The organism is Mesorhizobium terrae (genome assembly GCF_008727715.1).
GTDB lineage: Bacteria > Pseudomonadota > Alphaproteobacteria > Rhizobiales > Rhizobiaceae > Mesorhizobium > Mesorhizobium terrae.
Genome location: NZ_CP044218.1, coordinates 4012310 through 4026319, shown reverse-complemented (window position 1 = coordinate 4026319; position 14010 = coordinate 4012310). Strand labels below are relative to the sequence as shown.

Below are 14010 nucleotides of genomic sequence, written 5' to 3'. Positions count from 1 at the left end.
AAGGGCGGGCGCTATCGCTTGGCGCCCGCCTTCTTCGCCGCCGGCTTTTTCGCCCTGGCCGGGCTGTTTGCCTGCTTCCTGGCGCTGAGTGCCAGGCCGAGCATCACCTCGCCCATCACCGCGCGCATGGTGGTGTCGTTGATCTTGCGGGCTCTCAACAGATCGACAAGCGCGGCGCGCTCGGCATCAAGCGCTGCGTCGCGCATCGATTGCAGCACCGGCTGCATGTCCACGGCCGCCGGATCGTCCGCGTCGCCGGCGCCGAGCCGCTGCCGGTAATTGGGGATCAGCCGCTGCGAAACCGCCAGCCGCGCCTCGTGCAGCGCCGGGTCGGCATGCGCCTCGTCGACCATCTCTTCGATGCGCGCGATCGCCGCCTCGGCCGCGACTTGTCTCGCCAACCGCTCCTCATTGGCGTTCATGTCCTCGTCGTCGAGCGGGATGCCGCGCGCCACCACCGGCAGCGTGATGCTGGCCAGCACCAGCGAACAGATGATGACGCCGGCGGCGATGAAGACGACGAGGTCGCGCGCCGGAAAGGGCGGGCCGTTCTCCGAGATGACGAGCGGCAGCGACAAGATGCCGGCAAGCGTGATGGCGCCGCGCACGCCGGCCAGCGTCATCACCACCTTGAGCCGCGTGGTGAGCCGTAGCGACGCCCGCCCGCGCCAGCGATCGACCGCGCCGCGGACCGCCGAACCGAAGACGATCCAGGCGAAACGGATGGCAAGCAGGATCAGCGTCAGCGTGATCACCGCCAGCACCGGTTCCCAGATCGTGCCATAGAGCGACAGGTCCGGCGGGACGTTGCGGATGATCGTCGGCAGTTGCAGGCCGAGCAGCAGGAAGATGACGCCGTTGAAGGTGAAGGACAGGACTTCGATGAGCGCCATGTTCTGCATGCGCGCCGGGATCGACAGCGAGCCGAACAGGCCGGAGCGGCCGACATAGAGACCCGCCGTCACCGCCGCCAGGATGCCGGAGAAGTGAAACTGTTCGGCAAGGAGATAGGCAGCGAAAGGCAGCAGGATGAGGATCACCACTTCCACCTCGGGCCTGATGTCGCCGAGCCTGGCGACGATGCGCAGCGCCTTGGCCGTTGCCCACAACATGGCGAAACCGGCCAGCGCGCCGCCGAGCGCGACCAGGACAAAGGTCATCGCCGTCTCGCCGATCGAGAACTGGCCGGTGAGCGCGGCGGCCACAGCGAAGCGCAGCACGACAAGGCCCGACGCATCGTTGAGCAGCGATTCGCCTTCCAGGATGTGGCGGATATGGGCGGGAACCAGATCGCGCCCGACAATCGAGGACACTGCGACGGCATCGGTCGGCGACAGCACGGCGGCCAGCGCGAAGGCGACGGGCAGCGGCACCTGCGGCAGCAGCCAATGCAGCGCGTAGCCGAAGACAACGACGGTGAAGAAGACGAGCCCGAAAGCCAGGCCAAAGATGCGCGGCGCCAATTCGGCGAATTCGCGCTTCGGCAGCAGCAGGCCGTCGATAAACAGAAGCGGCGGCACGAACACCAGAAGGAACAGTTCCGGTTCCAGCTCGACCCTCAGCCCGTCGATCGGCCAGGCGAGCAAAATGCCGAGCCCGATCTGGATGATCGGCAGCGGCAAGGGCAGGATGCGCACCAGAACGCCGGAGGCGGCGACCAGGACGAGAAGCAGGAGGATCAGTGTCGCGACGGCCAAGCGTTTCTCCAGGGGTGACGGGCTCGACCTCCCCGGACATAGGGGCCGAAGCGGCAAGCCGCGTCAAGAAAAAGCCGCCCCGGCGCGGTGACTTTCACCCGCCGGACGGCTTTTTTCTCTTCCTGGACAATCGCTTATCTCGAAATCGTGATTCGATCTCGCAACGGCGTGAGTTCCGTTCCCCGCGTAGAGCGTCGGTCGAGGAACTACGCGGCGAGCAAACGCGCCAGCTTGTCGAAGCATTCCTGCCAGCCTTCGGCGTTGCCGTCGCGATGCGCCTGTTCGCGGAAGCCGCTCTGGTGGAAAGTCATCTCGGTGCCGCTATCCACCGCGCGGAAAGTAACGGTGATGACGGTCTCGGGACCGGCAAAGGCGCTGTGGGCCTGGGTCAGGGTGAGCACCAGGCGCTCCGGCGGCGCGATCTCGCGGAAGACGCCGTTTTCGACGAATTCGTCGCCCTTGTCGGAGCGATAACGCAGACGCCAGGCCCCGCCGGGGCGGGCATCGACGGTGCAGTCCGTCGTTGCATAAGTGTCCGGCGCGAACCAGTCGCGGATCGCTTCCGCCGTCACCCATTGCGCGAAAACCAAAGACGGCGGAGCCTGAAACCGACGGGTGATCGTCAGATCGAGCATGACCGCCGCGGTGGTCTTGTCCTTATGCGTCATTGTCGCCTCCTGTTTGCAAACGCGTGAGGCGCGCATCCAGCCGATCGAAGCGGCTGTTCCACAGCGCCCGGTAATCGTCCAGCCAGGCATCGATGCCGGCAAGCGGTTCAGCGCGGATTTGGCTCGGCCGCCGCTGCGCGTCGCGACCGCGCGTCACCAGCCCCGCCGCCTCCAGCACGCCGATGTGTTTCGACACCGCGCGCACCGTCATGTCGAACGGCACCGCCAGTTCGGCCACCGACGCCTCGCCATGGCGCAGCCGGTCGAGGATCGCCCGACGCGTCGGATCGGCCAGCGCGGCGAAGGTGAGGCTCATCGGGTCCTGGTGTTGCATATATGGAACCACTTAGTTCTGGAACTAATTGGTTCTATACAACGGAAAACACAAAAGATCAAATATGCACCCGCGCTCCGCGACACGACAGGGACGGCAATCGCGAGCGTAAGAGGAGAATCCCTTTCGAAATTAAGGCCTTATGCCCGAGTTCCGATTCAATGCGCGATGCGCCGGCATCGTCACCCGCGATCCTCAGCCAGGGCGACGTCGAGGCGCCGGCGGCTGAGATAGCCGATGGCAATCGCGGCGAGCATCAAACCACCGGCCACCGCGAAGGAGGTCCGCATGCCGGCGGCGACGGCTTCGGGCGGCGCGGCGGCGCCGTCGATCGCACCCGAGGCCAGGGCGAACACCGCGCCGATGACCGAGGCCCCGATGATCAGCCCGAGATTGCGCGACAGGCTGAGCATGCCGGAAACGACACCGCGACGGTCGGGCGCCACATCCATCATCACCGCCGTGTTGTTGGCGGCCTGAAACAGCTGATAGCCGGGGGTGAGCACCGCGATGCCGGCGATGTAACCGGCAACGCCCGCGGCCGCCGGCATCGTGGCCAGTGCGAACGCGCCGGCCGCCATCAGCGTCAGCCCGACGAGAACGACGGCCGACGCCCCCAGCCGGTCGACGACGCGGCCGGCCGGAATGCCGGTCAATGTCGCGATGACCGGGCCGACCGACAGCACCAAGCCGACGGAAGCGGCGTTCAGGCCGAGCGCACGGGAGAGATAGAACGGACCGACCACGAAGGTCGCCATCATCACCGTGGACACCAGCATGTTCATGGCGAGGCTGCCGCTCAGCCCGGCGTTGCGGAAGGCGGACGGGCGGATCAGCGGCGAGGCCACCCTCGCCTCGACCAGCAGGAACAGGCCCCCGGCCACAAGGGCGCCGGCGAGCAGCACCGCGTTCGACCAGCCGAAGCGCCCGCCCCCGCTGGTCGCGGCGAGCGCGAAGGCGGCAAGTGCTGCGCCGAGCAGCAGCGTGCCGGGCCCGTCGAAACCGGCGGCCTTTTGCGCAGGCCTCGATGCAGGCAGGAAACGGGAGGCGAGCAGGAGGTTCAGAACGCCCAGCGGCACCATGACAAGGAAGATCGCGCGCCAGCCGGCCGACGCGAGCAAAAAACCGCCGAGCGAGGGACCGAGCGCCGTGCCGATCGCCGACATGGTGCCGAGCAGCCCCATCGCGCTGCCGGTCTTGCCGTCGGCGACGATGTCCCGCACCGATGCAATGGTCAGCGCCATCAGGACGGACGCTCCCAGCCCCTGCAAGGCTCGGGCCGCCACCAGCATCCAGAGCGACGAGACGAGGCCGCAGGCGGCAGAAGCCAGCATGAACAAGGCAATACCGAAAAGCAGGACACGTTTGTGCCCAAAGATGTCGCCAAGCCGCCCCGCGCTGACGATCATGATGGTGACGGCGAGCAGATAGGCCAGAACGACCCACTGCACGTGCTGGAATGGCGCATCGAAGGCCTGGGCCAGCGCAGGCAAGGCGACATTGGCGATGCTGATGCCGAGCGACGACAAGAGCATGGAGAGCGCCAGGCTGGCCAGCACCCAGCCGCTGACCCGCGGCTTTGCCCCGCTTCGCTCCGCGGCGCCGTTCGTGTTCGATTGCATGGTGAGCTCCAACGTTGACCGACCTCGAAAATGGTCGACAGACAGGTAGCTCCTGGCCAAACATGGCGGAAGGCGCATCATTTGCATTTCATTCGTGCATGAAACGCCTCATCAAATCGCCTCGACTGCGTTATGCTCGATCGATGACGCGCCCCGACCTCAATCTCCTCGTCACCCTGGACGTGCTGCTTGCCGAAGGCAGCGTGGCGCGCGCCGCGCGGCGGCTGCGGCTAAGCCCCTCCGCGATGAGCCGCGCGCTGGCCCGGCTGCGCGAGACGACGGGCGATCCGTTGCTGGTGCGTGCCGGTCGCGGCCTCGTCCCGACACCGCGCGCGCTGGAATTGCGCGAACGCGTCGGCCAGATCGTCGAGGACGCGGAAGCCGCCCTGCGTCCGGCCGAGGCGCTCGACCTGACACGGCTGGTACGCACCTTCACGATGCGCAATTCCGACGGGTTCGTCGAAAATTTCGGGCCACGCCTCATCGCCCGCGTCAGTGAGCAGGCACCCGGCGTGCGCCTGCGTTTCGTGCCGAAGCCCGACAAGGACAGTGCGCCGCTGCGCGAAGGCAGCGTCGATCTGGAAACCGGTGTCATCGGCGACACGACAGGTCCCGAAATCCGCGCGCAGGCCCTTTTTCACGACCGCTTTGTCGGCGTCGTGCGCACCGGCCATCCCTTGTGCGAGGGCCGGGTCACGCCCGAGCGCTATGCAGCCGGTCGCCATATCCTCGTCTCGCGGCGCGGTTCCGACAAGGCGCCCATCGACGATGCGCTGGAGCCCTTTGGATTGAAGCGCGAAATCGTCACCATCGTCGGCGGTTTTTCGGAAGCGCTGGCCTTTGCACGGGCGACCGACCTGATCGCCAGTGTCCCCGAACGTTATACGGGGCACCTGCGCGACGGCATGTTCCGGTTTCCCCTGCCGGTGCCGGTGCCGGAATTCACGATCTCGCTTCTGTGGCACCCTCGCCTGGACGCTGACTCGGCGCATCGCTGGCTGCGCGGATGCGTGCGCGACGTCTGCCTGGAAAAATGAAACGGCCACCGGCGCTGCCGCGGTGGCCGTGACTGAATTTGATCGGCGCGCTGCTTAGAGCGACGAGGTGATCTGCAACTCGTCGACGCCGTCGCGACGATAGACGTCGTCGCGGAACTGCACCACGCCAGTGCCTGTCGACCAGGCCGAAATATAGGTGAAATAGACCGGCACCGGATTGGTGACCGCGACCGGCGTGTTGTTGCCGGACTTGATCGTCTCCTCGAAATGCTGGCGGCTCCAGCCGGCCGTATCGCGCAGGATCCAGGTGACGAGGTCGCGCACGTTCTGCACGCGCACGCAGCCCGACGAATCGAAACGCATCAGCTTGCCGAACAGGCTCTGCTGCGGCGTGTCGTGCATGTAGACGCCGTCCGGGCTCGGGAAATTGATCTTGACCGAGGCCATCGCATTGCCGGTGCCCGGATCCTGGCGGAAGCGGTACTTAGCGGCTTCCTCGGTCGACCAGTCGACGGTGGTCGGATCGACCTCCGAGCCATCGGGCGCGAGCAGGCGGATGTGGCTGTCCTTCAGATAGTTCGGGTTTTTCCGCATCAGCGGAATGATGTCCTTGCGGACGATCGAGACCGGCGCGTTCCAGTACGGATTGACGATGATCTCGTTGATCTTGGAATTCACGATCGGGGTCTGGCGATCGATCTTGCCGACAATGGCGGTGTGGCGCAGCACGACGCGATCGCCCTCGACCGCCTCGATCTGCGCGGCCGGGATGTTGACCATCACATAGCGGTTGCCGAGGAAGCCGCCCATCGAGCGCAGCCGCACCAGATTGGTTTCGAGCTGGCCGAGGCGCACCTGCGCGGAGACATTCATGGCGGCGAAGGTGTATTTGCCGGTGACGCCGTCGGCCGGAAGGCCATGACGGGTCTGGAAGCGCTTCAGGGCCGAATCGACGTAGGAATCGAAGGATTCCGACAGGCCGGCGCTCGCCGACAGATCGCCGGAGACCATCAGCCGCTTGCGCAGCACGGCGACATCGGCATCGGAAACGCCGAGTTGCAGCTTCTTGGTGGCCGGCACCTGCGGCCAGCCGCCCTGGGCGACGATGTCGCGATACTGGGCAATGGCTTGCTCGGTATAGGTCACCGTCTGCGGGCTGAAGATCGGCAATGTCGATGCGACCTTGCCGGTTTCCGTGGCGCGGGCGTCGAACGTGTCGTCCCAGCCGCCCTGCCCCGAGGCCTTCAGGATTCCGTCAACGGCGTCCTGGGCGCTGGCGGCGCCGGCGGCAAATGCCACGGCGAGCGCGGAAGCTCCGGTGAGAAACAGGCGGCGACTGGTGTTCATAAGCGTTCCAGACTTGTTCAACAGTTCGACGATCGGCCACTTGACCCTAGCGATTGGGTCCGCACTTTATGGTTGCCATTCTTAACATTTAGCCAACCATACCTCGCATTTCCTTGCGGGAGAACGCCCGACTGCGAGTGAGGTTCCCGCCAGCCTGCTGCCGGCGACACCGTTCGCCTCCTCGCTTTCATCGGAATATGGCGGCAATTGGGCATCGGCCCCGCCATAGATGCCGGCACCGCATGAAAGAAAGGGCCAGTGCCTTTTCAGCACCGGCCCAGTCCGGAGATCTCGATCTCCTCCTCCCCGCTCTCTGGCGTGGTATTTCGATGCAGCGGCAGGGCCGCGCAAAACCATTGCCCGCCGGCTTGGCCGGCGGGCAACAGTTGATATCGGCCGCTTACATGCGGTAGGCGATGGTGTCGTTCCAGAAGCGGTCCAGGCGCTGCAGGGCGCGGTTCATCTGCTTGAACTCGTCCTGGTTGATGCCGCCGACCTGTTCGATCGAGCCGATGTGGCGCTCATAGAGACCGGCCACCACTTCCGCCACTGCATTGCCCTTGTCGGTCAGGCTGACGCGGACCGAACGGCGGTCGATGCGCGAGCGCTGGTGGTTGATGAAACCGAGATCGACCAGCTTCTTCAGGTTATAGGACACGTTCGAGCCGAGATAATAACCGCGCGAGCGCAGTTCACCGGCGGTCAGTTCAGCATTGCCGATATTGAAGAGCAGCAGTGCCTGAATGGCATTGATGTCGGAACGGCCGTTGCGGTCGAATTCATCCTTGATCACGTCAAGCAAACGGCGGTGCAGACGCTCGACCAGCTGGAGGGATTCCATGTAGAGCGTGCGGATGGAGTCACGACGTTCATCGATAACGTTGGCGGTCTTCGCCATGGGACGCGAATTGATCATTGTCTTTGCCTCTCGTTTGTCGCCTGGTGACTTTTTTGTTTTTGTCACCTTGATCGCGACACTATCGAATACCCATAAAATTCGACTTAAACGCCAGGGCTAACAAGAGCTTACCGGTAAGAGGTTTCGATAGAGGGTTAATAAAAACCCTGCCGAGGGGAGAAAATTAACCTAAAGATTTAGCGAATGACCGAAAGGCCCGGAATCACTGCCTTTGGCGGCGCTGCTGCAGGTGCACCAATACTCTAAGGACAGTGTAGATCACCGCGACCGCCGCATGAGCCGCCACGATCAGCCAGCGTTCGCCGAACAGCTGCGGATAGCCCGCATACATAATTGTCTCGGTCAGCGCGCAGATAAACCAGATCACCGGCCCCCATGACGCCAGCATCCAGAGGCCGGCGGCGGCGAAAGGAAAGAAGACGGCCAGCGTCGCCGCCGCCAGTTGCCAATGCACCGGCATCAGGTCGAAGCGCCACAGCGGACCGGGGTAGAAGCCGATCAGCCGGATCCAGTAGAGAACGCCGAACATCAGGCAATAGACAGCGACGATGCGCTGGAACCACTCGAAGATGAGTTCCGTCAGCGACGGTTCAAGCACGACACGGCTCTGCGCGGCGTCGTTCACAGCGCAAGTTCCCGCTCGCCAAGCGGCGCGAAATAGCCATCGACGTCGGCGGGCCCGATCGAACCCAGTCCCGCAGGACGCCATTTCGGCTGACGATCCTTGTCGACGATCGCCGCGCGAATGCCTTCATAGAAGTCGTGGCCTTCGAGCATGCGCACCAGAATGCGGAACTCCATGCGCATGCAATCGTCCATCGACAAGGCGAGGCCGGCGCTGATCTGGCGAAACGCCACGTTGAGGCTGGTGGGCGAGCGCTGGGCGAGCGTCGCCAGCGTCTTGGCCGCGAATTCGTCCTTGCCGGCCTCGAGGCTGGCGACGACACCGGCCAAAGTGTCCTTCGAGAAATGATATGCGATGGCCCCGAGCAACGGGCGCTCGGTTTCGCGCGCCGCCTGGATGAAATAGCTGCGCAGCACCGCGTCCGGTTCACCGGTCTCGGTCAGTTGCTGCACGAAGCCGGCCTGGTCGGCCGCCTTGATTGTGTGGGTGGCCAGCCCCGACCACAATGCGTCGCCATAGCGGATGCGCTCGCCGGTCAACGCCAGATACATGCCGAAGCTGCCGCCGAGATCGGGCAGGAGATGGCTGCCGCCGACATCCGGGAAGAAGCCGATACCGACTTCCGGCATGGCGAAAAGCGCGTTTTCAGTCAAAACCCGGTGCGAACCGTGGAAGGAAATGCCGACGCCGCCGCCCATGACGATGCCGTCGATGAGCGATACATAGGGTTTGCGGTAACGGGCGATATAGGCGTTCAGCCGGTATTCGTCGGCGAAGAATTCGACCGGCGGCCTGCCGGCCTTGCCGCCTTCATAGACAGCCAGGATGTCGCCGCCGGCGCAAAACGCCCTGCCCTCGGCCTTGACCAGCACCAGCTCGACGGCGGCATCCGCCTCCCAGGCCTCAAGCGCGCGCATCAGCGCCTTGACCATGCCATGGGTGAGCGCGTTGAGCGCCTGCGGGCGGGTCAGCGTCACGACGCCTGCCCGGCCCATTCTTTCGAAGCGGATTTCGTCGCCGCCGCCAAAGTCCATAGCCAAGAGAATCCCTTCGAGCCCGCCACAGAAGTGCTAAGCGCCGCCCTTGGGCGCGTCAATGCCGCACGGCTCGCGCCGATTGGCCGTTGGAAAAGCCAATGCTACTGTCCCGCCCGGCCACGCAGCAGGGCGTGGCGCTTGGTGGGGTGAGCGATGACCATCGGCCGTCGACTGATGTTTGCGTTGCTCATGCTTATGGGTGCGGGCCTTGGCAGTCTTGCCCTCGCCGATCCGCTTTCCGACCTCTATCAGGCCAAGGCCATCGTCACCGGAACCGGCGAGACCAACCGCGAACTCGGTTTCCGCAAATGCCTCGACGACGTGTTGCTGCGCGTTTCCGGCGATCAGCGCCTGCTCAGCCGCCGCGAAATGCCGGCGCTGCGCGACAGGGCCGGCAGCTTCGTCGCCGAATTCCGCTATCGCGACCGGCTGGAGGGCCGTCCGGTGCGCGACGAACAAGGCACGCATGACCGGCCGCACGACCTGACATGCCTGTACAAGCCAGAGACCGTCGACGCGGTGCTGAAATCGCTGGGCAGCAGGCCATGGCTGGACAAGCGGCCGAAACTGGTCGTGCTGCTGGGCGTAAAGAACGCCAAGGGAAGTTATGTCCTGGCTTCCGACGAGGCCAGCGGCCGGTACATGCAGGAATCGCTGCTCGCCGCCGCGCAACTGCCGTCGTTGTCGATCGCGATACCGCCGCGCGCCTTGCTGGCCAGGGACAAGTTCGACTTCAATGCATTGCAGGGTGCCGGGATCAAGGATCTCGACACGATCGCGATCACCGCCGATGGCGACCAAGCCCTGGCCGGATCGCTCACCTGGAGCGACAAGGACCTTGGCTGGGTGGCCGAGTGGCGGCTTGCCGTCAAGGGCAAGGTGTGGCGCTGGGGCGCGCGCGGCATTTCCTTCGACGATGCCTTCCGTTTAGCCATGCGTGGTGCTGCCCAAATCCTGTCGGGCAACGGCCAGCCTTAGCCTCTCCATCCATAGTGTGGGCGCACCGGGTGCGACCATCCGCGCCGGCCGCTTCCGCCCCTGGTACAACCATGCCGCATTGGTCGCTTTGGCACGGGCATGATAGAAAACGGCCAATCGGAGTTATCGCCATGAACAAGTTCGTCCCGGCAAAACCGGCCGGCACCCGCAGCGTCGACGAGATCACCGGCTCGCGCCGCCTGCGCCGCATGCGCAAGGCCGACTGGTCGCGCCGTCTCGTGCAGGAGAACCGGCTGACCGTCGACGATCTGATCTGGCCGATCTTCCTGACCGGCGGGTCCAATGTGCGCGAGCCGATCGACGCGATGCCGGACGTTTTCCGCCTCAGCATCGACCAGGCGGTTCGCGAGGCGGAGCGCGCCGCCAAACTGGGCATTCCGGCGCTGGCGACCTTCCCGAACATCGACGCGCGTCGCAAGGACGTGACCGGCTCGCACATTCTGGACCCCGACAACCTGATCAACGCCGCAACCCGCGCCATCAAGGCAGCCGTTCCGGAAATCGGCATCATCACCGATGCCGCGCTCGACCCCTTCACCAGCCACGGCCATGACGGCATCCTGCGCGACGGCATCATCGTCAATGACGAGACGGTCGAACAGGTCGCGGCCGCCGCCGTGCTTCAGGCGGCCGCCGGCTCCGACATCGTCGCGCCGTCCGACATGATGGACGGCCGCATCGGCGCCATCCGCGACGCGCTCGACGCCAACGGCTTCCAGGACGTGGCGATCATGTCCTACGCGACCAAATTCGCTTCTGCCTTCTACGGCCCGTATCGCGAGGCGATCGGCACGCAAGGCCTGCTGAAGGGCGACAAGAAGACCTATTACATCGACCACGCCAATTCGGACGAGGCGGTGCGCGAAGCCGAGCAGGACCTCGCCGAAGGCGCGGACATGCTGATGGTGAAGCCCGGCCTGCCCTATCTCGACATCATCCGCCGTCTGAAGGACGAATTCCGCGTGCCGACCTTCGCCTACCAGGTGTCGGGCGAATATTCGATGATCAAGGCAGCAAGCGCCAATGGCTGGATCGACGGCGAAAAGGCGATGCTGGAATCGCTGCTTGCCCTCAAGCGCGCCGGCTGCGACGGTATCCTCACCTATTTCGCGCCGCGCGTGGCCGAGATCCTGAAAGGCTGAGCCTCGCTTATGGTGTTCCGGTGGGCAGCAAGGACAATCGACGCCTTCTCGCTGACCGGACTGGCCCTGGCGACGCTGTTTTTCTGCGCGTCGCTTTCGCCGAGCCTCATCCCGCGTGACGGCATCACGCAAGGGGTGCTGTCGGGCTTGAGCTTCTCCGCCGGCTACGGCGTCGGCGTCGCCTTGCGCGCGCTCTGGACCTATATGGGATTGCCCGTTGCCGACATCCGCCGGCTGGCTGTTCCCTATTGGGCGATCATCCTGGCCTGCATCGCGGCGGCCGTCATCTTCCTGGTCCAGGCGTCCGGCTGGCAGGATTCCATCCGCGTCCTGATGGGCATGCAACCGGCCGACAAGATCGGACCGATCCAGGTCGCGGCGATCGCGCTCGTCACCTTCGCCATCGTCATCTTGATCGCCCGGCTGCTGGCCCGCATCTTCCGCGGCATCGCAAGCCGCCTGCGCCCCTATGTGCCGAGGCGCGTCGCCGGCGTCGTCGGCCTCGCCGTCACCGCGCTTCTGTTCTGGTCGGTGGTCGACGGGGTGCTGCTGCGCTTCGCGCTGCGGGTGATGGATTCGTCCTATCGTGAGGTCGACCAGATCGTCGACGCGGATGTGAAGCCACCGGCCAACCCGCAAAAGACCGGCGGTCCCACCTCGCTGATCGGCTGGCAGGGCCTTGGCAAGATGGGGCGCGACTACATCGCCTCGGCGCCGACCGGGAGCGAAATCGCCAACCAGACTCATCAGGACGCAAAGGAGCCGATCCGCGTCTATGCCGGCTTGAACTCAGCCAGGACTGTCGAGGAGCGGGCCAAGCTGGCGCTCGACGAACTGGTGCGTGTCGGCGGCTTCGAGCGCTCGGCGCTCATCATCATCACGCCGACCGGAACCGGCTGGGTCGATCCCGCCGGTATCGACCCAGTCGAATATCTGCACCACGGCGACATAGCGAGCGTCGCCATACAATATTCCTACCTGCCGAGCTGGCTGTCGCTGCTGGTCGAGCCCGGTTACGGTTCCGAGGCCTCGCGCGCGCTGTTCGCGCAGATCTACGGCTACTGGAAACAACTGCCGAAGGACAAGCGCCCGAAACTCTATCTCTATGGCCTCAGCCTCGGCGCGATGAATTCGGACCTGTCGAGCGATCTCTATGACGTCGTCGGCGATCCCTATCAGGGCGCGCTCTGGGCGGGACCGCCCTTCCCGAGCCGCACCTGGAACACCGCCACCGCCAGCCGCGTCGCCGGTTCGCCAGCCTGGCTGCCGCGCTTCCGCGACGGCTCGATCATCCGTTTCACCAACCAGCACAACGCCCTTGGCCTCGACGGCGCGCCGTGGGGGCCGATCCGGATCGTCTATCTGCAATATGCCAGCGATCCGATCGTCTTCTTCGACCCCTACTCGGCATTCCGCCAGCCCGCCTGGATGAAGGGCGAGCGCGGCCCCGACGTCTCGCCGCGTTTCCGCTGGTTCCCGATCGTGACGCTGCTGCAGCTGACCGTGGACATCGGGCTCGGCACCACCGCGCCGATGGGGCATGGCCACGTCTATGCCCCGGAACACTATATCGATGCCTGGGTGGCGGTTTCCCAGCCGCCCGGCTGGACGGCTGAGAAGATCGACGCGCTGAAGGCCTATTTCGTCTCCCAGCGCCCGGCCGGCTGATCCCGATCAGTATTTCTGCGGCACGTGCAGTTCCGGCGGCAGCACCGCGCGCTCATATTGCGGGTTGAAGACGCGCTCCGGCAGCGTGATGTCGTCGTGTGGCACGGCCTCGTAGGGCACCTGCTGCAGAAGATGGTCGATGCAGTTGAGGCGTGCCCGCTTCTTGTCGTTGCCTTCGACGATGAACCACGGCGCTTCCTTGATGTTGGTGCGCAGCAGCATCTCTTCCTTGGCCTTGGTGTACTGCTCCCAGCGCACGCGCGACTGCAGGTCCATCGGCGACAGCTTCCACTGCTTCATCGGATCGTGGATGCGCATGAGGAAGCGCATCTGCTGCTCCTCGTCGGTGATCGAGAACCAGTATTTGATCAGCGTGATGCCGGAACGCACCAGCATGCGCTCGAACTCCGGCACATCGTGGAAGAATTCCTCGACCTGCCCGGGCGTGGCGAAACCCATCACCCGCTCGACGCCGGAGCGGTTGTACCAGGAGCGGTCGAACAGCACGATCTCGCCACCGGCCGGCAGATGCGGCACGTAGCGCTGGAAATACCATTGCGAGCGCTCGCGCTCGGTCGGCGCCGGCAGCGCCACCACGCGGCAGATGCGCGGGTTGAGACGCTGGGTGATGCGCTTGATGACGCCGCCCTTGCCGGCGGAATCGCGCCCCTCGAACAACACCACCACCTTCGCCTTGGTGTGGGCGACCCAGGATTGCAGCTTGATCAGTTCCGACTGCAGCCTGAGCAGTTCGCGGAAATAGGTCATGCGGTCGACGGATGGCGGGTGCGACCGCTTGTAGATCTTGGCGATTTCCTCCGAAAGCGCCGGTTCCGACAGCTCCAGCTCATAGTCTTCGTCGAGCGTGTCGGCGAGTTCCGCCTCAAGCCAGTCTGTTGCGGGAGAATTGCGTTCCAGTTCGGTCATCATGTCGCTCCGCGTTGGCGCCGTGAG

Annotated in this window: 13 protein-coding genes; 4 read left to right on the top strand and 9 right to left on the bottom strand. The window is 64.9% G+C overall.

Translation table 11 applies throughout. The features are described from left to right. Window positions 1–11 precede the first annotated feature (11 nt). From FZF13_RS20580 to FZF13_RS20565, 4 genes are all read right to left on the bottom strand, one after another. Window positions 12–1697, bottom strand: a complete 1686-nt coding sequence (locus tag FZF13_RS20580) for a Na+/H+ antiporter (protein WP_024926289.1) — start codon at window positions 1695–1697, stop codon at window positions 12–14. A 206-nt stretch (window positions 1698–1903) separates the two neighbouring features. Continuing rightward, window positions 1904–2365, bottom strand: coding sequence for an SRPBCC family protein (locus FZF13_RS20575; protein WP_051504887.1), 462 nt, complete (start codon window positions 2363–2365; stop codon window positions 1904–1906). Further along, window positions 2355–2681, bottom strand: a complete 327-nt coding sequence (locus FZF13_RS20570) for an ArsR/SmtB family transcription factor (RefSeq protein WP_244431290.1) — start codon at window positions 2679–2681, stop codon at window positions 2355–2357. Before FZF13_RS20570 ends, FZF13_RS20575 begins: the two co-directional genes overlap by 11 nt. A gap of 200 nt (window positions 2682–2881) precedes the next feature. Continuing rightward, window positions 2882–4321 carry an MFS transporter gene (locus FZF13_RS20565; protein WP_024926286.1) on the bottom strand — a complete coding sequence of 480 codons (1440 nt, stop codon included), beginning with the start codon at window positions 4319–4321 and terminating at the stop codon, window positions 2882–2884. Between the two features lie 143 nt (window positions 4322–4464). Here FZF13_RS20565 and FZF13_RS20560 point away from each other — a divergent pair, with 143 nt between their 5' ends. After that, window positions 4465–5358 carry a LysR family transcriptional regulator gene (locus FZF13_RS20560; RefSeq protein WP_024926285.1) on the top strand — a complete coding sequence of 298 codons (894 nt, stop codon included), beginning with the start codon at window positions 4465–4467 and terminating at the stop codon, window positions 5356–5358. Window positions 5359–5412: 54 nt separating this feature from the next. On the opposite strand, the gene FZF13_RS20555 is transcribed toward FZF13_RS20560, so the two are convergent. The 4 genes from FZF13_RS20555 to FZF13_RS20540 form a co-directional block, all read right to left on the bottom strand. Then, complete coding sequence (locus FZF13_RS20555; protein ID WP_024926284.1) at window positions 5413–6666, bottom strand: L,D-transpeptidase family protein; 1254 nt, start codon at window positions 6664–6666, stop codon at window positions 5413–5415. Between the two features lie 400 nt (window positions 6667–7066). Next, entirely contained in the window at window positions 7067–7582 is a 516-nt protein-coding gene (gene ldtR, locus FZF13_RS20550) for a transcriptional regulator LdtR (protein ID WP_024926283.1), read from the bottom strand. A gap of 205 nt (window positions 7583–7787) precedes the next feature. Then, window positions 7788–8210 (bottom strand): DUF6163 family protein, encoded by a 423-nt coding sequence (locus FZF13_RS20545; protein WP_024926282.1) that lies wholly within the window; start codon window positions 8208–8210, stop codon window positions 7788–7790. Then, window positions 8207–9244, bottom strand: coding sequence for an enoyl-CoA hydratase/isomerase family protein (locus FZF13_RS20540; protein ID WP_024926281.1), 1038 nt, complete (start codon window positions 9242–9244; stop codon window positions 8207–8209). Before FZF13_RS20540 ends, FZF13_RS20545 begins: the two co-directional genes overlap by 4 nt. Before the next feature lie 156 nt (window positions 9245–9400). Between FZF13_RS20540 and FZF13_RS20535 the strand changes: the two genes are divergently transcribed. The 3 genes from FZF13_RS20535 (at window position 9401) to FZF13_RS20525 (ending at window position 13056) form a co-directional block, all read left to right on the top strand. Continuing rightward, the gene (locus FZF13_RS20535; protein ID WP_024926280.1) at window positions 9401–10225 is read left to right on the top strand and encodes a DUF2066 domain-containing protein; all 825 of its coding nucleotides are present in this window, start codon (window positions 9401–9403) and stop codon (window positions 10223–10225) included. A gap of 131 nt (window positions 10226–10356) precedes the next feature. Further along, a complete protein-coding gene (hemB, locus tag FZF13_RS20530) occupies window positions 10357–11388 on the top strand; it encodes a porphobilinogen synthase (protein WP_024926279.1) in 1032 nt (343 codons plus the stop codon). Window positions 11389–11397: 9 nt separating this feature from the next. After that, a complete protein-coding gene (locus tag FZF13_RS20525; RefSeq protein WP_024926278.1) occupies window positions 11398–13056 on the top strand; it encodes an alpha/beta hydrolase in 1659 nt (552 codons plus the stop codon). A 6-nt stretch (window positions 13057–13062) separates the two neighbouring features. Here FZF13_RS20525 and ppk2 read toward each other — a convergent pair whose 3' ends face one another. Beyond that, window positions 13063–13983 carry a polyphosphate kinase 2 gene (gene ppk2, locus FZF13_RS20520; RefSeq protein ID WP_024926277.1) on the bottom strand — a complete coding sequence of 307 codons (921 nt, stop codon included), beginning with the start codon at window positions 13981–13983 and terminating at the stop codon, window positions 13063–13065. Window positions 13984–14010: the final 27 nt, after the last annotated feature.

Excerpts from the sequence above, each read along its gene's own strand:
- hemB (WP_024926279.1), top strand. The coding sequence starts at position 10,357 with ATGAACAAGTTCGTCCCGGCAAAACCGGCCGGCACCCGCAGCGTCGAC.
- FZF13_RS20535 (WP_024926280.1), top strand. The coding sequence starts at position 9,401 with ATGACCATCGGCCGTCGACTGATGTTTGCGTTGCTCATGCTTATGGGT.
- ldtR (WP_024926283.1), bottom strand. The coding sequence starts at position 7,582 with ATGATCAATTCGCGTCCCATGGCGAAGACCGCCAACGTTATCGATGAA.
- FZF13_RS20570 (WP_244431290.1), bottom strand. The coding sequence starts at position 2,681 with ATGAGCCTCACCTTCGCCGCGCTGGCCGATCCGACGCGTCGGGCGATC.
- FZF13_RS20565 (WP_024926286.1), bottom strand. The coding sequence starts at position 4,321 with ATGCAATCGAACACGAACGGCGCCGCGGAGCGAAGCGGGGCAAAGCCG.
- FZF13_RS20560 (WP_024926285.1), top strand. The coding sequence starts at position 4,465 with ATGACGCGCCCCGACCTCAATCTCCTCGTCACCCTGGACGTGCTGCTT.
- FZF13_RS20525 (WP_024926278.1), top strand. The coding sequence starts at position 11,398 with ATGGTGTTCCGGTGGGCAGCAAGGACAATCGACGCCTTCTCGCTGACC.
- FZF13_RS20555 (WP_024926284.1), bottom strand. The coding sequence starts at position 6,666 with ATGAACACCAGTCGCCGCCTGTTTCTCACCGGAGCTTCCGCGCTCGCC.
- FZF13_RS20575 (WP_051504887.1), bottom strand. The coding sequence starts at position 2,365 with ATGACGCATAAGGACAAGACCACCGCGGCGGTCATGCTCGATCTGACG.
- FZF13_RS20540 (WP_024926281.1), bottom strand. The coding sequence starts at position 9,244 with ATGGACTTTGGCGGCGGCGACGAAATCCGCTTCGAAAGAATGGGCCGG.
- ppk2 (WP_024926277.1), bottom strand. The coding sequence starts at position 13,983 with ATGACCGAACTGGAACGCAATTCTCCCGCAACAGACTGGCTTGAGGCG.